Consider the following 25382-nt stretch of genomic DNA (forward strand, 5'->3'; position numbering starts at 1 on the left):
GTTTATCTGGTTTAGATGGTTCCATCTAAACCAGACAGGCTCTAGCTTCCCGCCTTCTCGATCGCCTCGATCACCATGCCCTCGGTCAGCAGCTGGGGCAGGATGACGGGCTCGCCGCCGTTCTTCGGATAGACGAGGTAGAGCGGCACGCCGACGCGGCCGAAGTCCGCGAGCGCCTTGGCGATGACCGGATCGCGATTGGTCCAGTCGGCCTTCAGCAGCACCGCGTTCTGGGCCTTGAAGGCCTCGGCGACCTTGGGACCGGAGAGCGCGACCTTCTCGTTGACTTGGCAGGTCACGCACCAGGCGGCGGTGAAGTCCACCAGGATCAGGCGGCCTTCGGCCTGCAGAGCCTGCACCTTCTCTGGCGACCAGGCCTCGGCCGTGAGGCCTGGACCGCTGGGCGTCGAGGCTTCGGCGGCGGCGGTCGTCGCAGGCGGCTTGGCCGCCACCGCCGCAGCGCCCGCAAGACCCAAGGCCAGAACAACCGCCAGAACGCCTGCGCCGCTGGTCAGGGCCCAGCCCCGGCCGGCGGCTCGCCGCGCCTGCGCCAGGCCGTAGAGCCACGCGCCGAACGCCGCCAGGATCCCCGCAGCCAAGATCTGGCCCAAGGCCATCGGCCCCGTCTGCTGGGCGAAGACCCAGACCAGCCACAGGGCCGCGCCGTACATCGGGAAGGCCAGACCCTTCTTCAGCACGTCCATCCAGCCACCGGGGCGCGGAAGCAGCTTCAACGCGCCGGGGATGAAGGTGACGGCCACGAACGGCGCGGCGAAGCCCAGCGCCAGGGCCAGGAAGACGCCCAAGGCGATCACCGGCGGCTGGGTCAGCGCATAGCCCAGCGCGCCGGCCATGAACGGCGCCGTGCACGGCGCCGCCACCACGACCGCGAGGGCGCCGGTGAAGAAGGCGCCGCCGACGCCGCCCTTCGCCGAGGCGCCGGCGCCGACGCCCTGAACGGACGTCCCGATCTCGAAGATGCCGGACATGTTCAGAGCCACCAGCAGCATCAGCAGGGCCAGACCCGCGATCACCAGCGGCGATTGCAACTGGAAGCCCCAGCCCACCGCCGCGCCACCCGCGCGAACCGCCAGCAGGGCGCCGGCCAGGGCCAGGAAGGTGGCGACGACGCCGAGCAGGAAGGCCAGGCCCTGCAGTCGCGCCTTGGGCGCCTCGTGGGCGTGCCCCGCCAGGCTCGCGGCCTTCATGGACAGAACCGGGAAGACGCAGGGCATCAGGTTCAGGATCAGACCGCCCAAGAAGGCGAACAGCAACGCCCCGGCGAGACCGCCGGCCAGGGCGCCGCCGGGGGCGGCTTCCGCCGGCGGCGGCCCCAGGCCAGAGGCGCCCGCCAACGCTTCACCGGCGGTCGCGGTCACTTCCCAGGCCCCGGCCTTGGTCGCCAGAACGCCCACCAGCTCGGCCGGCGGCGTGCCACCACCGACAAAGTCATAACCGGGCTTCAAGGTGAGGGTCAGCCCCTCGGCGCCGCGCTCGATCGCCTGCTCGGCCGCATGTTCGATGACCTTCGACGAATAGGGGAAGAAGTAGGCGCCCGCCATGTCCGCGCCCTTCAGCGGACCGCCGGTCACGGCAAGCTTCAGGGCTTGCCCCTCCAGCTTGAAGACCGCCTTGAGACCGGCGGGCTTGGGCGCGTCGGCCAGCACCTTGCCGATCACCGCGCCCCACTTGGGATCCGGCGCCGGCGTGCCGGCCACCACGGGCAGCAGCAGCGAGAGCTTGGCCTGTTCCGGAATACAGACCTGCTCGCACACCAGATAGAAGACGTCGGCGGTCAGGCTGAGGGTCGTGCCGGGCTGGGCGTTGGCGGCCGCCGTGATCGGCACCGGGATCAGCACCTCGCCCTTGTAGGCGTAGTCCAGCAACGGCCCCAGGCGGGTCTTCACGGGCGTTGGCCAGACCATGTCGCCGGCGCTCCAGCCTTCCGGCAGGGTCCAGGTGATCTTGGTCGGCTCGCCCGCGTCGCCCGGATTGCGCCAGTAGGTGTGCCAGCCGGGCGCGATCTTCTGGCGGAGCGCCACATAGATCGTGCCGCCCGGCGCAATCCCCGCCTCCTGGGCCACGAGCTCGGACTCGACATGGCCAGAGTTCACGACGGGACCCGCCAGGGCATGTCCGCCAAGCATGGCCCCCATCACCAGGGCTTGCAGGGCGAGAACGGCTTTCTTCAGGAACATGCGCGGGCCCGGACACGGAAAAGAACGTCACGGTACACATGGACCGCCAGCCCGCTCTCGACAATGGCCAAGCCCCAACGGACAGTTGGTCTAGGAATCATCCTGGAGACGCCCATGCCCGCCGCCTTCGACGATATCGAGATCGGTCAGGTCGTTTCGCTGGGCACACGCGCGGTCGACGCCAAGGCCCTGGACGCCTTCATCGCCGCCTTCTCGCCGGGCTGGCCGGTCGACAGCGGGGCGCCGGACGCCATGATCTTCGCGATCTGGACCCGGCTGGATTCCGAAGCCAGCGCGGCCTGGCCGCAGACCAAGCGCCTGGGCGTCGACGCCCTGCGCTGGATGCGCAATCCGCCGGTCGGCGAGCTTCTGCGCGGCCGCATGACGGTGATGGGCAAGGACCCGGTCGGCGAGGGCAAGGGTATCGTCATCGCCCAGCACGACCTCCTCGACGAGGCCGGCCGCCTGGTCTTCTCGTGCCTGACGCGCAGCATTTTCGCGCGCTAAACCGGCCAAAGAAAAAGGGCGACGGGTCCAGCCCGCCGCCCTCTTCGATTTCAGCTGACGCTGAACCTTAGTTCAGGTTCGCGGCTTCAGCCTGCTTCATCATCGTCTTGTTGATCAGGCGGTCCCAGCCGAGCAGCGAAACGAGGTGCGCGTAGATCTGAGCCAGGGCGCCGTTCTCTTGCAGCTCTTTCAGCTTCTCAGCCGACAGGCCGTTCAGCTTCTCTTCCGAGACACCGAAATACTCGGCGACGGTGACGGGTTCGCCCACCGGAGCGCCGACTTCGTCGGTCGGCTGGAAGGTGGCCTTCTTCAGCTCGAACAGGTCGTTGTCCTTCAGGATCTGGACGAACGAGTCGGTGCGGCGACGCTCGACCTCGAAGTCGTCGCAGAACTTGATGCAGTTCTGGGTGTATTCGGTGGGCTCGCCCTTGGCGTCGAACAGCGGGGTCTGGCCCTGCTCGCTCAGCAGATCGCTGCCGCGATCGATGCAGACGATCAGGCGGTCCTGCGTGTCGTCGTTGGCCAGCACGAACGGATAGCGGCGGATATAGGCCGGGATGTAGACGTTGGCTTCGATCGAGCCATCGGCGCCGATGAACAGGTTTTCTTGCTGGTTCAGGCCCATCACGGCCAGCGGCACCCGGTCGTCACCGGCGAAGATCACCGGGAAGGTCAGGGCGGCGGGGGCGAATTCCGAGACGGTCAGCGGCACGGCGGTGCCGGCGGCGGCGAACGCGTACGGCTTGTCCTTGTGGACCAGCGCCAGCTTGGCGTGCTGCTCGCGGTTCAGCGGCTCGGGCGCGTTGTAGAACAGGACGTTTCCGGTGATTTCGCCGGCGGACTGGGTCGTTGTCATGAAGAGCTCTACGACAAAAAAATTGGAAACGGACGCTCGAACACTTCGAAGACGACCGCAAAGGCTCGCGGTTCTAGCCGATCCCGCCGCATGCGGCAATCTGGCCACCGTTACAGGCGAATCCGGGGCCCGGGGGAGGATCCGGGCCCCGGCGCTGGGCAAGCCCGCAGGGGGGCTGAGCGTGCTTGCCTGCGGCCGACGCAAGAGTCTGCGCCGAACGGTTGGACACTGTCCGTTGAATACGCAGACCCTGATCTCTAGGCCGGGAGCATCATCCGACAGCCGCACGGCGGCTGTCGGTGAGGCGTCTAGAAGCGCAGCGCGATCCCGGCGCGAACTTGGCGGCCCGGCGACGGCGCGATGTCCTTCAGGAAGGAGACATGCTCGCGCACTTCCTCATTCGTCAGGTTGCGGCCATCGAGGAACAGGCGCACGCGCGCACTACCGGCCGGCTTCCAGGCCAGGGTGGCGTTGAGCACCGTGTAGCCGTCGGTGGGCAGCTCCATCTGCGCGACGCGCTCCTGGCCACCGGTGCGGCGCACCTCCACATCGCCCGACCACATCGGCGCTTGGTAAGACGCCTTGAGCGAGACCGAGTAGGGCGGGATCCGGGCGGGCGGTCCAAGGTCGGACGAGCCCCGGACGAAGTCCGCGCCCGCATGCAGGTTCACCGACCGCTGGCCATCGGTCCAGACGCGATAGGCGAGCTCGGCTTCGAACCCGCGGAATTCAGCATCGGTCTGAACGTAGCGATAGACGGCCAGACCATCTTCCTCGTCACCGGTGGGGCGCAGATCGATGAAACCGTCGTAGCGCGCGATATAGAGATGCAGATCGCCCGAAACGCGCTCGCCGCCGTAATGCAGCGTCGCCTCCAGGGACGTGGCGGTCTCCTCCTTCAGATCGGCGTCGCCGATCTCGAACCCACGCGTCGCCGCGTGGGGCCCTTCGGCGAACAGCTCCGACTCGGTGGGCGCGCGGCTGGAGCGCGACAGCGCCAGGCCCACGAAGCTCTCGGTGGTCGGCCGCCAGAAGGCGCCGACCGAGCCCGACAGGTTGGTGAAGTCAGCCTTGCCCTTCAGGCTATCGAGTTCGCGGGTATCGATCCGCAGACCGCCCTCGTAGCCGTAACCGTCAAGCTCGAGGCGTTGCTGGGTGAACGCGCCGAACTCGGTGATCTTGGTCTTGGGCACATAGGCCTCGTCGCCGATGGCGTCGAAGTTGCGGCGTAGAGCCTGGACGCCCACAGCGCCCTTCCACCCGCCACGCTCGGTCTGAACCAGCTCGAGGCGGCCCTCATAGCCATCCGAGGTGAACTTGGTGCCGACCGCGTCACCCTCAAACTCGGTGTGGGTGTAGTCCGCGTGGCCGCCCGAGAAGCGCACCTTGGCGAAGGGGCCCAGATCGGCGTCGTACTCGCCACGCAGGTCAATACGCGTCTGCTTCAGACCGATGGTGACCGCACTTTCCTCCTCGTGCCCGGCCTCCGCCTCGCCCTCATGCTCATGGGCGTGGCCCGGAACGCCATAGGTGGAGTCCGTGCGCTTGATCGACATGCCGACAAAGCCCTTGTCGCCGACATAGGAGAGGCCTGCGCCGAACGTTTCCAGATCGACCGCGCTGTTCTCAAGGCGACCCGCGCCACCTTCGGCCGTCTCGCCCTCGAGGGCCAACTGACGGGCGGACTCCGGATAGACCGGGATCTTGTAGTCCTTGCTCTCGCGCTTCAGGGCGTCGAGCGTCAGGACCATCGGCCCGACCGTGGCGTGGACGGCGCCCGACAGCGCGTAGCTGTCGTCACCGGTCCCGCGCGAGGCGAGCAGGCGACCGCTCATGCCGTCGGTCGGCTGCTGGGTGGCGATCCGATCATCAATGATGTTGACCACGCCGCCGATCGCCGAGCCGCCATAGGCCAGCGCGGCCGGACCGCGCAGCACTTCGATCCGCTCGGCTTCGCCGGGATCGGTGGCGACCTGGTGGTCGGGCGACAGCGCGCTGGCGTCGATCTGGCCCACGCCGTTGGTCAGGACCTGGACACGCGGCCCCGCCAGACCGCGAACCACCGGCCGGCTGGCGCCCGCGCCGAACGTCGTCGAACGCACGCCCGGCAGACCGGCCAGGGCGTCGCCCAGCCCCTTGGGGGCCGCCAGATCCAGGTCGGTACGATCCAGCACGGCGACGCTGGCGGTGAGCGCATCAGCCGAGACCCCGTAGGGTGCGGCGGTGACGATGACCTTCGAGACCTCGGCGTCTTGCGCCGAAGCGGGCGGCGCGGCGGCGTCCTTGGCGTGAGCGGCGGTGGCGGCGGCGAGCACAAGGAGGCTCGCGGCGGAGAGGGCGACGCGACGGATCATGTTGGGTCCTGAAACCACGAGATGCGCGGTCGGGGGAGCGACCGCCTAGAGACTGCTAGGGAAACTGTTATGAAATAACATATCTTCCCGTCAATCCGCTTTCACTTCGCGGGAGAACTTCTTGTCGGTCCGTGGGCGGATAGCCTCAGTCGCCGTCGCGACCGACTTGAGGATGCGCCACGAACGTCACATGAGGCCGCAGTGGATCGCCCTCCGCCAATCTGGGATGCAGGAAATCGCGCGCCGGCGCGGGCGTCATGCCGATCCGGCGCATCACGGCCTGGGACGCGAGGTTGGTTCGGGCCGTGAAGGCGATGATCTCCGGCCGCTTCAAGACCCCGAAGCCATGCGCAAGCGCCGCTCCGGCGGCTTCGGTGGCGTAGCCCTGTCCCCAAACCTCGGGCAGAAAGCGCCAACCGATCTCGGTCGTGTCGGGCATGTTCATCGCGGGCGGGACCCGCCAGACGCCGGTCATGCCGACAAGGCGGACGTCCGCCTTGCGCTCGACCACCCAGAAGCCGAAGCCATGCTGGGCCTCGTGGGCCATAACCCGATCGACGAAGGCGTCACTTTCGGCGCGCGAACGCACCCCGCCCAGCCAAGCGCCCACTTCGGGCCGAGCGTTCAGGTCGGCGATCGCGTCCCGATCGGCGTCGACCGCCGGGCGCAACACCAGGCGGTCGGTCTCGATCATGCAGGGCGACCGTTGGCCAGGGCCGTATAGAGCTCCGGCCGGCGATCACGGAAGAAGCCCCAGGCCGCGCGGTGCGTCGTCAGGAAGTCGAGGTCGAACGTCGCGCTGACCAGGCCTTCGTCGGCGCGGCCCAGCTCGCTGACCAGATCGCCGCGATGATCGGCGATGAAGCTGGAGCCATAGAAGGTCTGGCCGCCGTTCGGATAGCCGTCCCACGGCTCGAAGCCGATGCGGTTGGCGCCGATCACCGGAATGATGTTGCTGACCGCGTGGCCCTGCATGGCCCGCCGCCACGGCAGGGCGGTGTCGAGACTGGCGTCATGCGGCTCGCTGCCGATCGCGGTCGGGTAGAACAGGGCCTCGGCGCCCATCAGGGCCATGGCGCGGGCGCATTCGGGGTACCACTGGTCCCAGCAGATGCCGACGCCGATCCGGCCAAAGCGGGTGTCCCAGACCTTGAAGCCGGTGTCGCCGGGCCGGAAGTAGTACTTCTCCATATAGCCCGGACCGTCGGGGATATGGCTCTTGCGATAGACGCCCATCAGTGAGCCGTCGGCGTCAGCCATCACCAGGCTGTTGAAATAGTGCGGGCCTTCGCGCTCGAAGATCGAGATCGGGATCACCACGCCCAGCTCGCCGGCCAGGGGCGCGATGGCCTTGACCACCGGGTGCTCGCGCCACGGATGGGCCTGCGCAAACCAGCGCTCTTCCTGGGCGACGCAGAAGTAGGGTCCCTGGAACAGCTCCGACGGCAGGATGACCTGCGCGCCCTTCGACGCAGCCTCGCGGATGAAGCCTTCGGTCTTCTTGATGTTGGCCTGCAGATCCATGCCGTACGAGGTCTGGATCGCGGCGACGCTCAGCGTGCGGGCCATCAGGCGGTCTCCGGCTCTTGTTGGCTGATGCAGTGGAACGAACCGCCGCCCGTCAGGATGGCGGTGGACGGCAGGCCGATGACCTGACGCTCGGGGAACAGGCCCTTGATCACCTCGACGGCGAACGCGCCCGACTCCTCGGCGTAGATCGGCACGATGACCGCCTCGTTGGCGATCAGGAAGTTCATGTGCGAGGCCGGGATCGGCTCGCCGTCCTCGTCCAGCAGCTTGCCGGGCGACGGGATGCGGACGACCTGCAGCGGCGAGCCGCGGCTGTCGGTCATGCCGGCCAGCATCTTGGCGGTGTCGCCATAGATGTCCGCATTCGGATCATCCAGGCCATAGCCCATCGGACACGCTACAACGCCCGGCGCCACGAAACGGGCCAGGTTGTCGACGTGACCGTCGGTGTGGTCGTTCTTCAGGCCCTTGCCCAGCCACAGCACCTTCTTGGCGCCCAGCGCCTCCGTCAGGGCGGCGTTCGCCGTGGCCTCGTCCCAGCCGGGGTTGCGGTTGTCGTTGAGCAGGCACTGGCGCGTGGTGAGGATCGTGCCGTTGCCGTCATGGTCCAGCGCCCCGCCTTCCAGAATGAAGTCGTTGCGCACCAGCGGCGCGCCCGAGGCGGCGGCGATCTGTTCGGCGACGATGTCGTCGCCTTCGAGGCTGTATTTGCCGCCCCAGCCGTTGAACTTGAAGCCGGCCGCCACCGCCTTGCCGGCGTCGTCGACGAAGATCGGGCCGGTGTCGCGCAGCCAGATGTCGCCGAACTGGCCCCGGACGATCTCGACGGTGGTGTCGGACAGCAGGGCGCGCGCCGCAGCCTCGGCCTCGTCGCCCACCACCATCAGGCGCACGCGTTCGGCGCCCGGCCCGGCCAGGGCCCGCGCCAGATCAGCCACTTCCTGCTGCGCCTGCTCCAGGTCCTCCTGCCAAAGCTCGGCGTGGCTCGGGAAGCCCACCCACATCGCGCGGTGCGGCGCCCATTCGGCGGGAACAGTGACGGTCATTCGACAAGCCCAGTGGAAAGCGGTCAGGGAAAAACGAAGGGGGCGCAGATGGCCCCTCACGACGCCGGGGTCAAGCCGAGCCTCCTTAGCAAACGATGGTGACAAAGAAAAAGGGCGGCCCGACCGGGCCGCCCTTCTCTAGGTCTTGGATCCCGACGCTTAGAAGCGCGCGTGGATCGTCGCCACGAACGTGCGCGGCGCGCCCGGCTGGCCGAGGCCCGTGCCGCTCGGGTTGACCGCGAGGTCGCCCAGATAGCGTTCGTTGAACAGGTTGCGGGCGTTGATCTGCAGGTAGGTGTCCTTCAGACCCAGGCCGTCCAGCTCGTAACGCACGTCCATGTTGACCAGGCTGTAGCCCGGCGCCTTTTCCGTGTTCGTCAGGTTGGTCCAGCGCTCGCCGACGATCTTGGCGTTGACGCCCAGGCTCAGCGCCTCGGTGATGTCCCAGTTGACGCCCACGCCGCCCTGATACTTCGGGGTCTCGTAGACTTCCTTGCCCTTGGTCGGCAGGACCGAACCCAGGGTCGTGCCCGGGATGTTCGCCTTCAGCTCGGTGTCGATATACGAGAACGAGGCGTAGAAGCTCAGATACTGTTCCGGCTTGTAGCCCAGTTGCGCGTCGAAGCCCTTGTAGACGACGTCGCCGACGTTGATCGAGAAGGCGATGTTGTCCTGCTCGTTGAAGGCGCGCTCGATGCGGTTCTGGAACTTGTTCGTGTACAGCGAGGCCGCGAACAGGATGGTCGGCGACTGGTAACGATAGCCCAGGTCGTAGGCTTGGGTCGTTTCCGGCTCCGGACGGGTCAGCTTGCGGTCATACAGGTCGTCGGTCCGCGGCACCGAGATGGTTTCGGCGTAGCTGATGTAGACCGTCTGATACTTGGCCAGCTCGTAGCTGACGCCGACGTTCGGCAGAACGTCGTCGTACTTGCGCTGGAACTTGCGCGGACGGCCGTACTGGGTCGTGCCTTGACCCGGCAGGGTGACCAGGGTCTGGCCGGCGCCGTCGTCCGAACCCGCAACGGCGGTCGGGGCCTGAGTCGAGCAGTAGGCGTTGAACGTATCGGCTTGGTAGCAGAAGTTGTTCAGGTCACGCTTGAAGAACGGCGCGCGGACGCCGACGTTCACCAGCACCTTGTCTTCCATGAAGCGGCCACGATACTCGGCCGAGAACTGGTTCAGGGTCGCCTGCGAGACGCGGTCGCGACGACGCATGATCCCGCCATCGGCGGTCTTGATCGGCTCGCCGTAACCATCCTTGCCGCCGAACACGTTGGTCGGCTGCATGTCCTGGCTGAAGCGCGTGTACTCACCGGTTTGACGGTGGTGCGCGTCGTCATAGGTGTAGGCGGCGCGAACGCTCTGGCTGTCCGAGAACTTCCAGATCAGCGACGAGGTGACGCCGTAGCGGCGGGTGTTGGTCGTGTTCGGCCCGTAGACCAGGACGGTGTCCAGGGTGTCGCCGTCGCCGTTCAGGTCCAGACCGCCGGTCAGGGCCGAGCCACGGACCAGGCCGCTGCCGGTGTTGGAGCCGTCTTCGCGGAACAGGGCGCGACCGCCACCGTTGGCCAGGGTGTACTGGAAGTACGGGTCGGCCGTGATGATGATGTTTTCGCCGATGTGGAACAGCGACTGGCCACGCAGGTTGCCCGTGTTCGACGGGTTGATGTTGTACTTGTAGCAGGTGCCCGGGTTGGTCTCGATCTGGGCGCCGGCGCCCGGCGTCGGACGCGCGCAGGTGTCTTCGCGGAAGCCCACGCCGGTGTTCGACTGGAACGCCGCCAGGCTCATGCGGTTGATGAAGTTGTTGCGGTTCTGGTTGTAGTTGGCGATCAGGCTGATGAAGTCGCCGTTGTCGCCGATCGGCTGATAGATCCGCGCATTGTACTGGCGCTTATAGATCTTGCCGGGGCCGTTGAAGATGTCGTTCTTGGCGTTGGCGTAGCTGAACCAGGCGCTGGTGCCCCAGGGACCGACCTTGCCGGTGTCGACCACCGCGAAGAAGCGGCGGAAGTTTTCTTCACCGTACTGGCCTTCGACGGTCACGCCGAAGTCGTTGTAGGGCTTGCGGGTCACGTAGTTCATCGTGCCGCCGGCGGCCGCAGCCGTCGGGCTGTCGACGTCGGTCGTGCCTTGGTTGACGTCAACCTTGGCGATCAGCTCCGAGTCCATCTGCTGGTTCGGATAGATCGCGTAGTTGCCGCTGTCGTTCAGCGGGATGCCGTCTTGCAGCAGGGCCACGCGCTGCGAGTCGAAACCGCGGATGTTGATGTCACCACCAGCCGAGCCGAAGGCGTCGTTGTTGGTGAAGTTGACGCCCGGCAGCATGTTCAGCGAGTCCAGAATCGTCTGGCCCGGGATCTGGCGGGAGATGAAGTCTTGCGTGATGCTCGAGCGAGCCTTCGGCACCGACTGGGCGACGATGGCGCCGTTCTGGTTACGGACCGTCGAAGCCGTGACGATCACTTGCTCGACGACTTCGGTGCCGGTCGATTGGGCCATGGCCGCGCCGGATGCCGACAGGGCGCCGACCAGAGCGGTCGTCGCCAGGGCGAAATGTTTCATGTTCATCTGAAGGAACCCCTCATTCATCAACACGCTTGCGTTGGGTCGCATAGTTTCGTGCCTTTGGCGGCCATTTATCGAAAGATTTAGAAGGTTTGGTGACGGAAAGGCCACGCCGGCCCACAAAGTGTCACAAACCCCTGGAAACGCGGAAGAAGTGGTCAGATTTTTTTTACTTGGCTAATCAGGCGTCATGCAGACCGCTCCTGACGCTTCGTCACCCCCGATCGAGAACCGCGCCTGGCGGCTGACCCTGCTGATGATCGGCGGGCTGACGATCGTGCGGCTGGCGGCGCTGTTCCTCACCCCGCTGGAGCTCTATCCTGACGAGGCCCAGTACTGGCTCTGGTCGCGGGAACTGGCCTTCGGCTATTTCTCCAAGCCGCCGATGATCGCCTGGCTGATCTGGGCGACGACCCAGATCGGCGACACCGAAGCCTGGGTGCGGCTCTCAGCGCCCTTTCTCCACGGTGCGACAGCGCTGGTGATCCATCGGATCGCCCGCCGTCTCTATGGCGGCTGGGCTGGGCTTGCTGCGGCGGCGATCTACAGCCTGATGCCCGGGGTGGTGCTGTCGTCCGGCCTGATCGCCACCGATGCGCCGCTGCTGTTCTTCCTGTCCCTGACGGTCTGGGCCTATGTCAGCCTGCCGGACGCCTCGGCGCGTCGACGCTATGCGCTCGCGGCCGGCATGGGCGCGGCGCTGGGCCTGGCGTTCCTGTCCAAATATGCGGCGGTCTATGCGCTGGGCAGCGTGGCGCTGCATTTCGCGATCTCGTCCGAGGCACGGCGGCGCTGGTCGCCCGCGCTCGTCGGGCTGTTTATCGTCGCGTTCGCCCTGGTGCTGGCGCCCAACCTTCTCTGGAACGCCGCCAACCAGTTTTCGACGGTCAAGCACACCGCCGCGAATGCGAACTGGAACGCGCACCAGCTGTTCAATGTCCGCGAGCTGATCGAGTTCGTCGGCTCGCAGTTCGGCGTCTTCGGCCCCGTTCCCTTCGCCGTCCTGATCGGCGGCGCGATCTGGCTGGGCGTGAAGAGGAAGCTGCAATCGCCGGACCTGCTGCTGCTGTGCTTCGCCCTGCCGCCGCTGATCGTGGTGGCGGGCGAGGCGTTCGTCTCGCGGGCCAACGCCAACTGGGCGGGAGCGGCCTTTGTCTCCGGCTCGGTGATCGTCGCCGGCTGGCTGCTGCGCTGGAACGCCCGTCGCTGGCTGATCGGCGGCCTTGTTCTCCAGGCGGCGTTCGCGGCGTTCTTCGTGGCGTGCATGGTCAATCCCAAGGTCGCCGACGCCGCGGGCCTTTCCAACGGCTTCAAGCGGGTGCGAGGCTGGGATCAGACGGTCGAGGCCGTCATCGCACGGGTGCGCGAAGAGCAGGCGCTGCGCGGCCCCTTGAGCGCCGTGGCGATGGACGACCGCTTTGTCTACAACGCCGCCGCCTATTACGGCCGCGACTATTTCGGCCAGCCCGGCGCGCCGCCGCTGCGCATGTGGGTGCATGAGGCCTATCCCCAGAACCAGGCCGAAACCGAGACCCCGCTCGACGCCGACTATGGCCGCCGCGCTCTGATCGTCAGCCTGGAAGGCGGTTATCGCCCCGAGATCGAACAGGACTTCAAGGCGGTGTCCGGACTTCAGATCGCGCGCGTGCGGCTGGACAAGACACGGTCGCGGCGGATTGACCTGTTCATCGCCGAGGGTTTCGCGCCGCTGCCGCGCGATCCGATCACCGGCCTGCCGCCCAAGCCCAAGACCGCCGCGCGCTAGGTCTGGCGGGTTTCGAGGGATCACCGTCCTTTCCCCGCAAGCGTTCGCAGCGATGCTTCCCGCCGTCACGGGAGGTATCGATGGTTCGACTGTTTGTGTTTCTGCTTGCTCTCTTGGCCGCCACCCCCGGCGTCGCCAAGCCGCTGGTCGTGATCCTGGCTGACCAGCGAGGCGTCGAGACGACGGACCTGATCGCCCCCTATGCAGTGCTGGCGGAGTCAGGAGCCGTCGATGTCCGCGTGGTCGCGCCGACCCTGGCGCCGGTCCGGCTGATGCCCGGGCAGGCCTGGGTTCGCCCGCAAACGACCTATGCCGCTCTGACCCGTCGACCCGATGTGGTGATCGTGCCCTTTCTCATGCCCGCCTATGATCCGAGCCGCGACGCCTGGCTCCGCGCCCAGGCGCAGGCGGGCGCCCGGATCGTCTCGATCTGCGCGGGGGCGGAAACCCTGGCCAGGGCCGGGCTGCTGGACGGCCGTGAGGCCACCACCCACTGGTACGAACTGAACCGTCTGGCCAAGGCGTTTCCGAAGGTGCGCTGGCGGCGCGACCAGCGCTGGATTGTCGACGGCCCTGTCACGACCACCGCCGGGGTCACAGCCTCCATTCCCGCCAGCCTGGCCCTGCTGCACGATCTGGCCGGGGACGCAGTGATGCGGGAGACGGCCGCGCGGCTCCAGTTGCCCCTGCCCGTCCAACGGCACGACGGCGCGGCGTTCCGCGTCGGAACCGACGCGGCCATGTCAGGGCTGGCGGGCTGGCTCAACGTCTGGCGGGCGGAGAAGGTCGCGGTGCGGATCGCGGACGGCTTCGATGACCTGGCCTTCGCCACCGCCCTGGACGCTTGGTCGCGCACCAACCGGTCGGAGGCCTTCGCCAGCCGGAGCGCGACCTCGCGCCATGGCCTGACGATCATCGCGCCCGCCAAGCCGCCGCGCGCGGCTCGGACCATCGACCCGAAGGACGGCGATCCGACCACCGCCCTCAAAGCGATCGCCGCCGCCTATGGCAAGGCGACGGCGCGCTATGTGGCGCTCACCCTGGAGCACCCGTACTGGCTAGGGCAATGACTAGACGGCCACCTCGAACGCCGCCTCGGTCTTGGCCTTGACCTCGTCGACGGTGACGCCCGGGGCCAGCTCGATCAGCTTCACCGGCGTCTTGCCGCGATTGATCTCGAAGACGCCCAGTTCGGTGATCAAGAGGTCGACCACGCCGGCGCCGGTCAGCGGCAGCGAGCATTGCTTGAGGAGCTTCGGCGCGCCCGACTTCTCGCAGTGGTCCATGACGACCACGACGCGCTTGACGCCGGCGACTAGGTCCATGGCCCCGCCCATGCCCTTGACCATCTTGCCCGGCACCATCCAGTTGGCGAGGTCGCCGTTCTCCGAGACCTGCATGCCGCCCAGGATCGACAGGGCGATATGGCCGCCGCGGATCATGGCGAAGCTGTCGGCCGACGAGAAATACGAACTAGAGTCCAGCTCGGTGATCGTCTGCTTGCCGGCGTTGATGAGGTCGGCGTCCTCTTCACCTTCATAGGGGAAGGGGCCCATGCCCAGCATGCCGTTCTCGCTCTGCAGCGTCACATGCATGCCTTCCGGAATGTGGTTGGCCACCAGGGTCGGGATGCCAATGCCCAGGTTCACATAGAAGCCGTCCTGCAGCTCCTGGGCGGCGCGGGCCGCCACCTCGTCGCGGGTCCAGGCCATTACGCGGTTTCCTTCTGGCGAGTGGTCACGCGCTCGATGCGCTTCTCGAACTTCGCGCCCTTGATCAGGCGGTCGACATAGATGCCGGGGGTGTGGATGGCGTCCTTGTCCAGATCGCCGATCGCGACCAGCTCTTCCACCTCGACGACAGTCTTCTTGCCCGCCGTGGCCATCATCGGATTGAAGTTCCGAGCGGTCTTTCGATAGATCAGGTTCCCCTCAGCGTCGGCCTTCCAGGCCTTGACGATCGAGAGGTCGGCGGTCAGGCCGCGCTCCATCACATACATCTCGCCGTCGAACTCGCGGGTCTCCTTGCCCTCGGCCACCAGGGTGCCGTAGCCGGTGCGCGTGAAGAAGGCCGGGATGCCCGCGCCGCCGGCGCGGATACGCTCGGCCAGGGTGCCCTGCGGATTGAACTCCAGCTCCAGTTCGCCCGAGAGATAGAGCTGTTCGAACAGCTTGTTCTCGCCCACATAGGACGAAACCATCTTCTTGATCTGGCGGTTCTCGAGCAGGATTCCGAGGCCAAAGCCGTCGACGCCGCAGTTGTTGGAGATGACCGTGAGGTCCTTGGTTCCCGCCTCGCGGATCGCCGCGATCAGGTTCTCCGGAATGCCGCAGAGGCCGAACCCGCCGGCCATGATGGTCATGCCGTCGAACAAAAGCCCGGCAAGGGCTTCGACGGCGTCCTTCTTCACCTTGTCGACCATGGTGTCTCCCTGTTCCCAGACTTATACGTCTGGCGCTGGGCGCAGCGTGTCGCCCGAGCCGCGAATAAATTCAACCCTTGATGAATTATTTTCCCGAAGGGCTGCTTGATGACGAACGCTAGCACCGGCCAGATGACGCCCGCCACCTCGGGCGTGCTTTTGGTGCTGGCCCATCCGGCGCTTGAACGGTCTCGCGCCAATCGGGCTCTGGCCAAGGCGGCCAAGGGCCTTTCCGGCGTCACCTTCAAGGATCTCTACGAGATCTATCCCGACTTCGTGATCGACATCGAGAGCGAGCAGGCCGCGCTGAGCGCCCATGACGTCGTGGCGCTACAGTTCCCGCTCTACTGGTACTCGACGCCCGCCCTGATGAAGGAGTGGCTGGATCTGGTCTGGCTGCACGGCTTCGCCTATGGCGAGGGCGGCGAGGCTCTGAAGGGCAAGAAACTGTTCGTGGCCTGCACCACCGGCGCCGGCGCGAAAGCCTATCACGCCCACGGCTACAACCGCTTCTCGATGGACGAGTTCCTGCGCCCCCTCAAACAGACGGCGCATCTGTGCGGCATGGTCTGGGAGACGCCCTTCGTGGTGCATGGCGCGGCGGTCAAGGACGATGCGGCGCTGAAGGCCGAGGCCGAACGCTACCGCGCCCGCGTCGCTTCGCTGCTCCCGGCCAAGACGGAGGCCTGAGCCATGGAAAACATCCTGACCCAGACCCTCGTCTATCTGGGCGCCGCCGTCGTCTCGGTGCCGATCGCCAAGCGGCTCGGGCTCGGCTCGGTGCTGGGCTACCTGATCGCCGGCGTACTGATCGGTCCGTTCGCTCTGTCGCTCGTCGGCGACCAGGCCGACGTGATGAAGTTCGCCGAGTTCGGCGTCGTGATCCTGCTGTTCCTGATCGGCCTTGAGGTTCAGCCCTCGACGCTGTGGGACATGCGCAAGGCGATCTTTGGCCTGGGCGGAGCCCAGGTGGTCGGCACGGCTCTGGCGATCGCCGCCGTCGCGCTGGGCCTGGGACTGCCCTGGCAGACCGCGCTGGCCGTTGGCCTGGTGCTGGCGATGTCCTCCACCGCCATCGTGCTGCAGACCCTGGACGAGAAGGGGTTAAGGCAGGGGCCGGTCGGCCGGGCGGCCTTCGGCGTACTGCTGTTGCAGGACCTGGCGGTCATTCCGCTGTTCGCCCTTCTGCCCCTGCTGGCCATCAGCGCGCCCCAGCACGCGGCCGAAGCCAGCGGCCATGGCGGCAGCCTCGTGGCGACCCTACCGGTCTGGGCTCAGACCTTGTCGGTGTTCGCCGCCGTGGCGGCCGTGGTCGGCGGCGGGCGCTATCTGGTGCGTCCGCTGTTCCGCTTCATCGCCAAGGCGCGCCTGCGCGAGATCTTCACCGCCTCGGCCCTGCTGATCGTCGTGGCCGTGGCCAGCCTGATGCAGACCGTCGGCCTCTCGCCCGCGCTGGGCGCTTTCCTCGCCGGGGTCGTGCTGGCCGAGAGCGAATTCCGCCGCGAGCTGGAAACCGACATCGAGCCGTTCCGGGGCCTGCTGCTGGGCCTGTTCTTCATGACCGTCGGCGCGGGGGTCGACCTGCCGCTGGTGGCGCGCCAACCCCTCACCTTGGTGGGCCTGGTCATCGGCCTGATGGTCCTGAAGTTCCTGGTCATGTACGGCATCGCCCGGCTGTTCGGGGCGCAGAAGCGCGGGGCCCTGGCGGTGGCTACGGCGCTGGCCCAGGGCGGCGAGTTCGCCTTCGTGCTGCTGACCTTCACCGTCGGCGCCGGGGTGATCGGCGCCGAGCTAGCCGCGCTGCTGACCGCCGCCATCGCCGTCTCGATGGCCCTGACGCCCGTGGCCATGATCCTCTACGAGCGGGTGGCGGCCCTGATGGACGCGGCGATCCCCGATGTCACGCCCGACACCGGCGACTTCGACGAGGGCGAGCCCGACATCATCATCGCCGGCTTTGGCCGGTTCGGGCAGGTCACCGGCCGTCTGCTGGCCGCCAACGGCTTCAAGTCGACGGTGCTGGACACCGATATCGAGCAGATCGAGCTGCTGCGGCGCTTTGGCCGGCGCGTGCACTATGGCGACGCCACGCGCCTGGACCTGCTGCGCCAGGCCGGCGCGGACCGGGCGCGGATGCTGATCGTGGCCCTGGATGACCGCGAGAAGACCGTCGAACTGGTCGAGACCGCCCGCAAGGCGTTCCCCAACCTGACCATCCTGGCCAGGGCCTGGGACCGTCGCCACGCCTACGACCTGCTCTCGAACGGCGCCGACGCGGTCGAGCGCGAGACCTTTGAATCCGCCCTGACCCTGGGCGCCACGGCCCTGCAGAAGCTGGGCTTCCGCGCTCACCGCGCCCATCGCGCGGCGGCCTTCTTCCGCCGCCACGATCGTCGGGTGTTCGAGGAGCTGCGACCGATGTGGGGGCAGGAGGAGGCCTATATCCTGGCCTCGCGCGACGCAGCCAAGACCATGGACCGCTTGCTGGACGCCGACCTTCACCGCATGCGCCCCGGCGACGTCAGCGGCGCCTGGGATACGGCCAGCCTGGACGAAGAGCTGCGCGAACGGGCTCAGCAGGAAGGCGCCGACTGACCCCTACTCCGCAGGCAGCGGAACGGCCCTGGGGATCGGCTCGCCCTTGAAGGCCTCGACAAAGGGCGTCGCAAAGCCGCCCGTCAGGCTGTGGGGGTCGGTCGCCACGGCGCCGAAGGTCAGAGACGCCGGGCGCTTATCGGGAACATGGAGCGTCCCGAACAGCCGGTCCCAAACGGCCAGACAGCTGCCCAGGTTCTTACCGAAATGGGCCGGGTCGGCCGAGTGGTGGATCTGGTGGTGGGCGGGGCTGAGCAGCCACTTTCCAAACGGCCGGAACGTCATCCAGGCGTGCGAGTGCTGCAGGTGGATCACACTCATCGCAAACACCAGGAAGATGGCGTTCTGACCAAAGATCAACGGCTGGTGCCAGGCCGGGCCGAACGCCCAGGCCAGCACGCCACCGGTCCCGCCGGTGGCCAGGGCGGCGATGTTGGCGAACTTCAGGCTCTCGATGGGGTGGACGCGATAGACCGTCAGCGGCGTCAGCACCTCGGCGGTGTGATGGACCTTGTGGAAGGCCCACAGGAACTTGACCTTGTGGCTCAGCCAGTGATCGATCCAGTAGCCAAGCTCGTAGGCCAGGAAGCCCGCGAGCGTCCCCACCACCGCCACAATGGGCCATGGGGTGGCTGCGAGGGGCCCTTCGCCGAGGTTCGCCCCCAGCCATCCCGACAACACCTTGGTGATCGCCTGGCCCGACAAAAGCGCTGCGCCCAGCAAGATGCCCGCGCACCAGACGTTGAACACGAAGAAGACGAGATCCAGGCGGCTGGACGCCGTCAGCCAGACCTTGCGGGGAAACAACGCCCGGAGCAGCAGGCGCACCGAGGTCCGACGGCCGCGCGTGCGGCGGCTTGAGACCACATGAGCCGTGGCGATCAGCAGCGCGCAGATCAGGGATGCGAGGGAAAAGGTCGAACCCAGCGGCAGCAGGGTGTCGAGCAGAGGCGCGACCAGCCGATGACCGGCGGCGGCGAAGTCAAACCCTGGCTGCGCGATGCCCACGCCCTGCGGTCTCCGTGTGAAACGGACCCGTCTTAGCGAAGACGCCTCAACCGCCGCTTAATGCGCGGGCTGGTTCCGCGCTTCAGCGTTCTTCTGGCGAACGCGGCGGAAGAGATCGCCCAGCGCCTCGAAGAGGCCGGGCTCGGACGCCCGATGATAGAGCGAGTCCGCTCCCAGCGCCTCGACCAGCCGCGCGTGGGCCTTGCCCATGTTGTGATAGGGCAGGCGGGGCAACAGGTGATGCAGGGCGTGGTAGCGCAGACCGACCGGCGCCCATAGCGCGGACGCCAGGTTCGGCGGCGGCACGTTGACTGAGTCGAGGAACTGCTCCTCGAGCGTCATCTTGTCCCCGTCATTGTCCCAGTGGTGGGCCACCAGGGTGCGCGCCTGGTTCAGGAAGGTGGCCAGGGAAAAGATCGCCAGGCCCGTCAGCACGACGCGCACGGGAACGACGCCCAAGGCCAAGCCCGCGATCACCGCCCATGACCAGAGCCAGCAGGCGACGTCCTGGATCACCCACGCCTTGCGCCAGCGGCCCAGATCCTCGCGGACGAAGTCGGGATTGATGATCAGCGCCGACAGCTTGGTCTTCAGATAGCGGCGCAGCGACGGAACCAGGAACGACAGTGGGATCAGGATCGCCGAGCGCAGGATCACGCCCAGCGGCGCCAGCAGGGCGATGAAGAGAAAGCCCGCCAGCTTCAGCGGCGTGAAGCGCGACAGCGGCAGGTACTCCGGGTCCAGCCTGGTCCCGAACCGATCCTTGATGTGGTGGATGTTGTGCACGCCCTCGTACATCAGGGACGGCGTCATCAGCGGCACGCCCACCAGCACGTTCCAGCCGACGCGGAAGCCCGGGGCCTCGTCATCGCGAATGTGGGTCAGTTCGTGGATGAAGCTGAGCGCGCGGTAGAGCGCGAGCATGCTCAGAAGCGCGGCGCCAAGACCCAGGGCGAGACTGGACGTCGTCGCGGCGATCAGGAAGCCGCCCCACATGACCGCAGCCGAAATCGCCAGGTCGGTCCAGTAGATGGCCGCGTTCGGCGTCATCAGGTCCTCGGTCAGGCTCATGGCCTGCCGGGTCAGACTGATATCGCTCGCCGTTTTCGCCACGTCTTCCTCGCGCCGCGCCCTTGAAGGATGACGACTTGGCGACGAAGCACGGGAAAAGCAACCGCTTCATGCCCCTAAGGGGCGGGGCGGCGCGCGAACGCCGCCCCGTAGAGCCATCAGGTCAGGGGACGCAGAATGATCTCGACCCGGCGGTTCTGGGCGCGGCCGTCGGCGGTGGCGTTGTCGGCGATCGGCGCGCGCTCGCCCATGCCGGCGACGAAGACGCGGTCGACAAGCACGCCGCCAGGTCCGGTCAGATAGCCCGCGACGGCGCTGGCCCGGCGCTCCGACAGGGTCTGGTTATAGTCGTCCGGGCCGCTGGAGTCGGCGTGACCGACCACGTCGATGGTGGTTTGCGGATAGGCGTTCAGGGTGCGGGCCACGTCGTCCAGCACGCGGGTGAACGGGGGCTGCACGTCCGAGCGGTCGACCGCGAAGGTTACGTCGCTGGGCATGACCAGCACGATCTGGTCGCCATTGCGGCGGATCATTACGCCCGAGCCTTCCAGGCTGCGACGGAAGTCGGCCTGCTGACGGTCCATGTAGTTGCCGATGGCGCCGCCGGCCAGCGCGCCGATACCCGCGCCGATCAGGGCGTTCTTGCGGCCCTGCTCACCCTTGTTGGTATTGGTCAGATAGCCCAGCACCGCGCCGACGCCCGCGCCGGTCAGCACGCCCGTGCCGGTATTATTGCGGACCGGCATGCCGGTATAGGGATCGGTGGTCGTGCAGGCGGCCAAGGCGCCGGCGCTCATCAGCACCACCGCCAGCGTCGTCTTTCGAGCGAATTTCGGCATTCTCGCAACCCTCGCATCTTTGCTGTAGATCAAGTCACCCGGGCAAACGCCCGTCTTATGGTCAAGTTCCCGACCGCAACGCCGCACGCAGACGAACAGCCTTCGTTTCGACCCGCGTCCGGTGTAGTAATAAGGAACTTACTCATTCCAAGGCTCGCAGACGTGTCCACCTCCGCCATCGACCCGGTTTCGTTTTCTCTCTACGCCAAGGACTTCACGCGCTTCGCCCAGGAGCTCGGCGCGTCGTTCGAACGCTACGGCTTCGCCGTGCTGTCCGACTATGATCTGGATCAGGCGCGCATCGACGCGGCCGTCGACTCCGCCAAGGCCTTCTTCGCCCTGCCGGTCGAGACCAAGAAGCAGTACGCCGGGGTCAAGGGCGGCGCGCGCGGCTACATCCCCTTCGGCGTCGAGACCGCCAAGGGCGCAGACCACTACGACCTGAAGGAATTCTGGCACATGGGCCGCGACCTGCCGCCCGGCCACCGGTTCCGCGCCCACATGGCCGACAACGTCTGGCCGGCCGAGATCCCGGCCTTCAAGCACGACGTCAGCTGGCTGTACAACAGCCTCGACGGGATGGGCGGCAAGGTGCTGGAAGCCATCGCCACCTACCTGAAGCTGGAGCGCGACTTCTTCAAGCCGACGGTGCAGGACGGCAATTCGGTGCTGCGCCTGCTGCACTATCCGCCGATCCCCAAGGACGCCACCGGCGTGCGGGCCGGCGCCCACGGCGACATCAACACCATCACCCTGCTGCTGGGCGCCGAGGAAGGCGGCCTGGAAGTGCTGGACCGCGACGGCCAGTGGCTGCCGATCAACCCGCCCCCGGGCTGCCTGGTCATCAACATCGGCGACATGCTGGAGCGCCTGACCAACAACCTCCTGCCCTCGACGGTGCACCGCGTGGTCAACCCGCCGCCGGAACGTCGCGGCGTGCCGCGCTACTCGACGCCGTTCTTCCTGCACTTCGCCTCGGACTACGAGATCAAGACGCTGCAAAACTGCGTCACGGCCGAAAACCCGGACCGCTATCCGGAGTCGATCACGGCCGATGAGTTCCTCCAGCAGCGCCTGCGCGAGATCAAGCTGGCCTGACGGTCATCGCCTGCGAAGATGGACAAGCCCCGCCGACCCCGGCGGGGCTTTTCTATTTGGAGATCCGCAGGTTGGAGATCTCCTGAGCAATGGCCTGGAAAGAGGCCTTGAGTTCATGGCCCGTGGCCGGGAAATAGGCCTTGTCGGTGCTCGACGCGCAGTTCGTCAGGAAATTGCGGGCCGTCTGGTCGTTCCCGACCGTGAAGCCGACGGTATAGAGCGTGATGTCGTTCGCGGACGCCTTGATGGAGTCGCATAGCTCGGCGGCCTGATCGAAAGAGCTGCCGTTGGTGGCGTCGCAGTTGATCCTCTCGTCATCCCCGATGTTCGTGCCAGAGCCGATGTTCCGAGCGACGACGCTGTTGCAGTAGGTCATGTTGAATCCGCCGTCGGTCATCAAGATGACGACCTTCATGAGGTCCCTGGCCTTGTAGGCGGCGGGCCTCTGCGAGGCGTTGGGCCACAGATAGCCGAAATTCGGCGCGACCATGTACCAGCCCCAGGCTAGGCCAATATGGCCGGCCGTGGCCCCGCCAACGGTCAGCCCGTTGATCTGGGCCTTCAGCGCCGTCTTGTCGGTCGAGAGCGGCGTGATCGTCGCCGTGGGGCAGACGGTGGAACTGCTGGAGCCCGCAGTCGGATAGTGGGACCCGACATAGGCCGTGGAGGGCGCGGCGTCGGTATAGGCCTGGCTGCCGATGCGCTCGGTCGCGCAAGTGCTCTGACTGTTGACCCTCTCGTAGCCATCGGCATTGGTGAAGCGTATCTTCTCACAGCCCGGAACGGTGCTCTCTTCGCAGGTCGCCGTCCCACCGCTGCTGTAGGTCGAGCTCCCCGGTCCCGTCAGGCTCGAATCGAAGGTCGTATTCGTAAGGACGGTGATGGTCCTGGTCGTGCCGTTCAGGCTGGTCAGGCCGGACATGCCCGCGAAGCGGATCTCGTCCCCTGTTGTAAATCCGTGACTGGTGCTCGTGGTGATGACGACCTGACACGTCGACGTCAGACATTTCTGGATCGTCCCGCCGTTGGTGTAATTTGAGGCCGACGATGTGTTGGTGCTGTTGAGGCTGACCTTGTCCGGGTCAGATCTCGTCACCCTGTAGATCTTGTCGTTCACCGAGGTCATGCCGCGGACGCCGGTGATGTAAACGTAGTCACCTGTGGAGAGGCCATGGCCGCTGGCGGTGACGACTGCCGGGTTGGCTCTGGTGATCCCTGTGATCGACCTGGCCGACCCCGAGGCCCAAGCGGCGCCAGTAATGGTCTTGACCGGCACGGGACCACGCACCGCATCGGCATAGGTGGCGCCGACATTGACGCCCGCAGAGTAGGGCACCAGCGCCATCTTGGAATAGAAGGGCGTCTGTGTATCCCGAACCAGAACGTCGACAAGATCGGCGGCGGCGACCTTCAGGTCGGCGATCCGCGTCCCGTTACCCATCGAGCCGGTGATGTCGAGAACCAAGGCGATTTCCAGGTTCTTGGACGCGCGCACGACTTCCGAGCTGGCGGTGACGGTAAAGTTCCCGCTTTGCCAAAGGTTGGCGATGATTGGTCTCAGCGTCGCCGTCGCCGTCCCGATAACCCGGTTGTTGGTTCCCGCCGAAAATGTCGAACTGGAAGCCGTCAGCCCCAGGTTCATGCCTGCGATCTCGGCCAGGAACGCCGCATCGCCGGTCGTGTCGAGATCAGCGCTGCTCGTCGCCGTGGAACGGGCGGCCATCAGGGTCGCCGCGTCGAGCGCGTCCTGCATCTGGCGCCGCTGCAGGCTGAGGCGGCCCACATCCAAGAGACCGAACAGAAGGATCGACAGCGGCAGGGCCAACAGCGCGAACTGGATCGCGATCGCCCCGCGGTCGTCACGTCTCAGACGGCGGGCGAAAGCAGCGACGCCCTCGCGAAGGCGTCGAAGAAAACGGCTCTTGGTCGGCATGGGACGAAGTGGACCTCAGTTTATCCGCCGAACTTCGCCGATGACGGTGAACAACTGGAAAATGCGCTTGATGAACCCCCGCGCCGCGCGGGGCTTCGACTCTGGAGCGTCCAGCCGCTAAACAGCGGCCATGCCGTTCACCGCCACCGTCCTGACCATGTTCCCCGAGGCCTTCCCCGGCCCGCTCGGCGTCTCGATGATCGGGACCGCCTGGAAGGAGCAGGACCTGTGGCGTTTGGAAACACTGGACATTCGCGCCTTTTCCAAGGATAAGCGCGGCTTCCTCGACGACACCCCTGCGGGTGGCGGCGCAGGAGCCGTACTCAAAGCGGACGTGATCGCCTCGGCGCTGGACAGCCTCGAACGCGATGGGCGGCCGCTTTTGTACATGAGCGCCCGGGGCAGGCCCCTGACCCAGGCGCGCGTGAGGGAGTGGTCCAAGGCGCCCGGCATCGTGGTGCTGTGCGGCCGCTTCGAGGGGGTGGACCAGCGGGTGCTCGACGCCCGAGGGTTCGAAGAGGTCTCGGTCGGAGACGCCGTACTCGCCGGTGGCGAAGCGGCGGCGATGGTCGTGATCGAGGCGTGCGTTCGACTTGCCCCGGGGGTTCTGGGGAATATCGAGAGCACGCTGGAAGAAAGCTTCGAGGACGGTCTCCTCGAGCATCCGCAGTACACCAGACCGCGGACGTTCGAAGGGCTCGACATCCCCGAGGTGCTGCTGTCGGGCGATCACAAGAAGATCGACCAATGGCGCAAGCGTATGCGTGAAGAGACGACCCGCGAGCGGCGCCCGGATCTCTGGGAGGCCCATCTCGCCAATCAACAGGCAAAAGGCGACCCGAAAACGGGTAAGCCCAAGGAGTAATGATCATGGCGATCAACATCATCGCTCAGCTCGAGCAAGAAGAATCGGCCCGTCTGCTGGCCGCCCGCGCGATCCCGGACTTCCGTCCCGGCGACACCCTGCGCGTCAACGTGAAGATCAAGGAAGGCGAGCGCGAGCGCGTTCAGGCCTATGAAGGCGTCTGCATCGCCCGCGCCGGCACGGGCGTGCACGAGAGCTTCACGGTCCGTAAGATTTCGTTCGGCGAAGGCGTGGAGCGTCTGTTCCCGCTGCTGTCGCCGAGCATCGAAAGCATCGAAGTCAAGCGTCGCGGCGTCGTCCGTCGCGCCAAGCTGTACTACCTGCGCGACCGTCGCGGTAAGTCGGCCCGTATCGCCGAGCGCGCGGGCGGCCCGAAGGCTTCGGCTTCGACCGAAGCCTAAGCTTCCGACCTTCGGAAATGAACGAGGCCCCGGTGGAGACACCGGGGCCTTTTTCTTTGGCTGACTTCGCGCTGGCTGTTGGCGCTAGCCTGGATGGAAATCCTCGTCCGGAGTTTATCCTCGGGCCGACCTTCGGTCGGTCCCGGGGGACAAGCTCAGAATGAGGATTTCGTGCGAACCGTGGCCATTAGTCGTCCTCACCCTGAGCTTGTCGAAGGGCGAGGACGGTTTCCACGACGCTGACAACACTCAACGTCAAAATAGCCCTCGCCCTTGCCCGCGCCGTACGGTCAAGCTTGGGTGCAACCACACATAGATTGACAAAC

Annotated in this window: 22 protein-coding genes and 1 pseudogene; 10 read left to right on the forward strand and 13 right to left on the reverse strand. The window is 66.6% G+C overall.

The genetic code is table 11. The features are described 5' to 3' along the window. Positions 1-41: 41 nt before the first annotated feature. Positions 42-2198 carry a protein-disulfide reductase DsbD family protein gene (locus CVUC_RS07145; protein ID WP_096032229.1) on the reverse strand — a complete coding sequence of 719 codons (2157 nt, stop codon included), beginning with the start codon at positions 2196-2198 and terminating at the stop codon, positions 42-44. Between the two features lie 114 nt (positions 2199-2312). Between CVUC_RS07145 and CVUC_RS07150 the strand changes: the two genes are divergently transcribed. After that, positions 2313-2705, forward strand: a complete 393-nt coding sequence (locus tag CVUC_RS07150) for an acyl dehydratase (RefSeq protein ID WP_012639910.1) — start codon at positions 2313-2315, stop codon at positions 2703-2705. Positions 2706-2772: 67 nt separating this feature from the next. Here the strand turns inward: CVUC_RS07150 and CVUC_RS07155 are convergent, their stop codons facing one another. The 6 genes from CVUC_RS07155 to CVUC_RS07180 all read right to left on the reverse strand — a co-directional run bounded on the left by CVUC_RS07155 (position 2773) and on the right by CVUC_RS07180 (position 11062). After that, positions 2773-3561 (reverse strand): SapC family protein, encoded by a 789-nt coding sequence (locus CVUC_RS07155; protein ID WP_012639909.1) that lies wholly within the window; start codon positions 3559-3561, stop codon positions 2773-2775. A gap of 308 nt (positions 3562-3869) precedes the next feature. Further along, entirely contained in the window at positions 3870-5915 is a 2046-nt protein-coding gene (locus CVUC_RS07160) for a TonB-dependent receptor (protein WP_096032228.1), read from the reverse strand. 145 nt (positions 5916-6060) lie between these two features. Beyond that, positions 6061-6609: a GNAT family N-acetyltransferase gene (locus CVUC_RS07165; protein ID WP_096032227.1), complete on the reverse strand. Its 549-nt coding sequence runs from the start codon at positions 6607-6609 to the stop codon at positions 6061-6063. Next, the gene (gene aguB / locus CVUC_RS07170) at positions 6606-7484 is read right to left on the reverse strand and encodes an N-carbamoylputrescine amidase (protein WP_096032226.1); all 879 of its coding nucleotides are present in this window, start codon (positions 7482-7484) and stop codon (positions 6606-6608) included. The genes CVUC_RS07165 and aguB overlap by 4 nt, the downstream gene beginning before the upstream one ends. Beyond that, positions 7484-8491 (reverse strand): agmatine deiminase family protein, encoded by a 1008-nt coding sequence (locus tag CVUC_RS07175; protein WP_012639908.1) that lies wholly within the window; start codon positions 8489-8491, stop codon positions 7484-7486. Before CVUC_RS07175 ends, aguB begins: the two co-directional genes overlap by 1 nt. 159 nt (positions 8492-8650) lie before the next feature. Continuing rightward, on the reverse strand, positions 8651-11062 hold the full coding sequence (locus CVUC_RS07180) for a TonB-dependent receptor (RefSeq protein WP_164468040.1): 2412 nt from the start codon (positions 11060-11062) through the stop codon (positions 8651-8653). 187 nt (positions 11063-11249) lie between these two features. Between CVUC_RS07180 and CVUC_RS07185 the strand changes: the two genes are divergently transcribed. Both CVUC_RS07185 and CVUC_RS07190 read left to right on the forward strand, forming a co-directional pair. Further along, entirely contained in the window at positions 11250-12824 is a 1575-nt protein-coding gene (locus tag CVUC_RS07185) for an ArnT family glycosyltransferase (protein ID WP_096032224.1), read from the forward strand. 80 nt (positions 12825-12904) lie between these two features. Beyond that, positions 12905-13894 carry a DJ-1/PfpI family protein gene (locus CVUC_RS07190; protein ID WP_096032223.1) on the forward strand — a complete coding sequence of 330 codons (990 nt, stop codon included), beginning with the start codon at positions 12905-12907 and terminating at the stop codon, positions 13892-13894. Here CVUC_RS07190 and CVUC_RS07195 read toward each other — a convergent pair whose 3' ends face one another. Both CVUC_RS07195 and CVUC_RS07200 read right to left on the reverse strand, forming a co-directional pair. Beyond that, complete coding sequence (locus tag CVUC_RS07195; RefSeq protein WP_096032222.1) at positions 13895-14536, reverse strand: 3-oxoacid CoA-transferase subunit B; 642 nt, start codon at positions 14534-14536, stop codon at positions 13895-13897. It abuts the gene before it with no gap. Beyond that, positions 14536-15246 (reverse strand): CoA transferase subunit A, encoded by a 711-nt coding sequence (locus CVUC_RS07200; protein WP_096032221.1) that lies wholly within the window; start codon positions 15244-15246, stop codon positions 14536-14538. The genes CVUC_RS07195 and CVUC_RS07200 overlap by 1 nt, the downstream gene beginning before the upstream one ends. On the opposite strand from CVUC_RS07200, the gene CVUC_RS20355 reads away from it, so the two are divergent. From CVUC_RS20355 to CVUC_RS07210, 3 genes are read left to right on the forward strand one after another with little or no spacing between them, the layout of a single operon-like run. Then, positions 15149-15355 (forward strand): hypothetical protein, encoded by a 207-nt coding sequence (locus tag CVUC_RS20355; RefSeq protein ID WP_233279801.1) that lies wholly within the window; start codon positions 15149-15151, stop codon positions 15353-15355. The two genes, CVUC_RS07200 and CVUC_RS20355, sit on opposite strands and share 98 nt — an antisense overlap. Beyond that, entirely contained in the window at positions 15355-15936 is a 582-nt protein-coding gene (locus tag CVUC_RS07205; RefSeq protein WP_096032220.1) for an NAD(P)H-dependent oxidoreductase, read from the forward strand. Before CVUC_RS20355 ends, CVUC_RS07205 begins: the two co-directional genes overlap by 1 nt. Before the next feature lie 3 nt (positions 15937-15939). Beyond that, positions 15940-17841 carry a monovalent cation:proton antiporter-2 (CPA2) family protein gene (locus tag CVUC_RS07210; protein WP_096032219.1) on the forward strand — a complete coding sequence of 634 codons (1902 nt, stop codon included), beginning with the start codon at positions 15940-15942 and terminating at the stop codon, positions 17839-17841. Positions 17842-17844: 3 nt separating this feature from the next. Here CVUC_RS07210 and CVUC_RS07215 read toward each other — a convergent pair whose 3' ends face one another. The 3 genes from CVUC_RS07215 to CVUC_RS07225 form a co-directional block, all read right to left on the reverse strand. Further along, positions 17845-18849, reverse strand: coding sequence for a sterol desaturase family protein (locus CVUC_RS07215; protein WP_096032218.1), 1005 nt, complete (start codon positions 18847-18849; stop codon positions 17845-17847). Between the two features lie 57 nt (positions 18850-18906). After that, positions 18907-19962, reverse strand: coding sequence for a fatty acid desaturase family protein (locus tag CVUC_RS07220; RefSeq protein WP_096032217.1), 1056 nt, complete (start codon positions 19960-19962; stop codon positions 18907-18909). Positions 19963-20078: 116 nt separating this feature from the next. Further along, on the reverse strand, positions 20079-20759 hold the full coding sequence (locus tag CVUC_RS07225; RefSeq protein ID WP_096032216.1) for an OmpA family protein: 681 nt from the start codon (positions 20757-20759) through the stop codon (positions 20079-20081). A gap of 162 nt (positions 20760-20921) precedes the next feature. Between CVUC_RS07225 and CVUC_RS07230 the strand changes: the two genes are divergently transcribed. After that, positions 20922-21857, forward strand: coding sequence for an isopenicillin N synthase family dioxygenase (locus CVUC_RS07230; protein ID WP_096032215.1), 936 nt, complete (start codon positions 20922-20924; stop codon positions 21855-21857). Positions 21858-21909: 52 nt separating this feature from the next. On the opposite strand, the gene CVUC_RS07235 is transcribed toward CVUC_RS07230, so the two are convergent. Further along, positions 21910-23790, reverse strand: a complete 1881-nt coding sequence (locus CVUC_RS07235) for a ubiquitin-activating E1 FCCH domain-containing protein (protein ID WP_096032214.1) — start codon at positions 23788-23790, stop codon at positions 21910-21912. 130 nt (positions 23791-23920) lie between these two features. On the opposite strand from CVUC_RS07235, the gene trmD reads away from it, so the two are divergent. From trmD to CVUC_RS20360, 3 genes and pseudogenes are all read left to right on the forward strand, one after another. Next, the gene (gene trmD / locus CVUC_RS07240; RefSeq protein ID WP_096032213.1) at positions 23921-24655 is read left to right on the forward strand and encodes a tRNA (guanosine(37)-N1)-methyltransferase TrmD; all 735 of its coding nucleotides are present in this window, start codon (positions 23921-23923) and stop codon (positions 24653-24655) included. Between the two features lie 5 nt (positions 24656-24660). Further along, positions 24661-25056, forward strand: a complete 396-nt coding sequence (rplS, locus tag CVUC_RS07245; protein ID WP_010918086.1) for a 50S ribosomal protein L19 — start codon at positions 24661-24663, stop codon at positions 25054-25056. A gap of 93 nt (positions 25057-25149) precedes the next feature. Continuing rightward, positions 25150-25296 (forward strand): annotated as a pseudogene (locus CVUC_RS20360) (hypothetical protein); the annotation flags it as partial. Between the last annotated feature and the right edge of the window lie 86 nt (positions 25297-25382).

It is taken from the genome of Caulobacter vibrioides (assembly GCF_002858865.1).
In the GTDB taxonomy this organism is placed as follows: domain Bacteria; phylum Pseudomonadota; class Alphaproteobacteria; order Caulobacterales; family Caulobacteraceae; genus Caulobacter; species Caulobacter vibrioides.

Excerpts from the sequence above, each read along its gene's own strand:
- CVUC_RS07210 (WP_096032219.1), top strand. The coding sequence starts at position 15,940 with ATGGAAAACATCCTGACCCAGACCCTCGTCTATCTGGGCGCCGCCGTC.
- trmD (WP_096032213.1), top strand. The coding sequence starts at position 23,921 with ATGCCGTTCACCGCCACCGTCCTGACCATGTTCCCCGAGGCCTTCCCC.
- aguB (WP_096032226.1), bottom strand. The coding sequence starts at position 7,484 with ATGGCCCGCACGCTGAGCGTCGCCGCGATCCAGACCTCGTACGGCATG.
- CVUC_RS07160 (WP_096032228.1), bottom strand. The coding sequence starts at position 5,915 with ATGATCCGTCGCGTCGCCCTCTCCGCCGCGAGCCTCCTTGTGCTCGCC.
- CVUC_RS07165 (WP_096032227.1), bottom strand. The coding sequence starts at position 6,609 with ATGATCGAGACCGACCGCCTGGTGTTGCGCCCGGCGGTCGACGCCGAT.
- CVUC_RS07185 (WP_096032224.1), top strand. The coding sequence starts at position 11,250 with ATGCAGACCGCTCCTGACGCTTCGTCACCCCCGATCGAGAACCGCGCC.
- CVUC_RS07190 (WP_096032223.1), top strand. The coding sequence starts at position 12,905 with ATGGTTCGACTGTTTGTGTTTCTGCTTGCTCTCTTGGCCGCCACCCCC.
- rplS (WP_010918086.1), top strand. The coding sequence starts at position 24,661 with ATGGCGATCAACATCATCGCTCAGCTCGAGCAAGAAGAATCGGCCCGT.
- CVUC_RS07175 (WP_012639908.1), bottom strand. The coding sequence starts at position 8,491 with ATGACCGTCACTGTTCCCGCCGAATGGGCGCCGCACCGCGCGATGTGG.
- CVUC_RS07150 (WP_012639910.1), top strand. The coding sequence starts at position 2,313 with ATGCCCGCCGCCTTCGACGATATCGAGATCGGTCAGGTCGTTTCGCTG.
- CVUC_RS07145 (WP_096032229.1), bottom strand. The coding sequence starts at position 2,198 with ATGTTCCTGAAGAAAGCCGTTCTCGCCCTGCAAGCCCTGGTGATGGGG.
- CVUC_RS07180 (WP_164468040.1), bottom strand. The coding sequence starts at position 11,062 with ATGAACATGAAACATTTCGCCCTGGCGACGACCGCTCTGGTCGGCGCC.
- CVUC_RS07225 (WP_096032216.1), bottom strand. The coding sequence starts at position 20,759 with ATGCCGAAATTCGCTCGAAAGACGACGCTGGCGGTGGTGCTGATGAGC.
- CVUC_RS07235 (WP_096032214.1), bottom strand. The coding sequence starts at position 23,790 with ATGCCGACCAAGAGCCGTTTTCTTCGACGCCTTCGCGAGGGCGTCGCT.
- CVUC_RS07200 (WP_096032221.1), bottom strand. The coding sequence starts at position 15,246 with ATGGTCGACAAGGTGAAGAAGGACGCCGTCGAAGCCCTTGCCGGGCTT.
- CVUC_RS07205 (WP_096032220.1), top strand. The coding sequence starts at position 15,355 with ATGACGAACGCTAGCACCGGCCAGATGACGCCCGCCACCTCGGGCGTG.
- CVUC_RS07195 (WP_096032222.1), bottom strand. The coding sequence starts at position 14,536 with ATGGCCTGGACCCGCGACGAGGTGGCGGCCCGCGCCGCCCAGGAGCTG.
- CVUC_RS20355 (WP_233279801.1), top strand. The coding sequence starts at position 15,149 with ATGCCGCAGAGGCCGAACCCGCCGGCCATGATGGTCATGCCGTCGAAC.
- CVUC_RS07155 (WP_012639909.1), bottom strand. The coding sequence starts at position 3,561 with ATGACAACGACCCAGTCCGCCGGCGAAATCACCGGAAACGTCCTGTTC.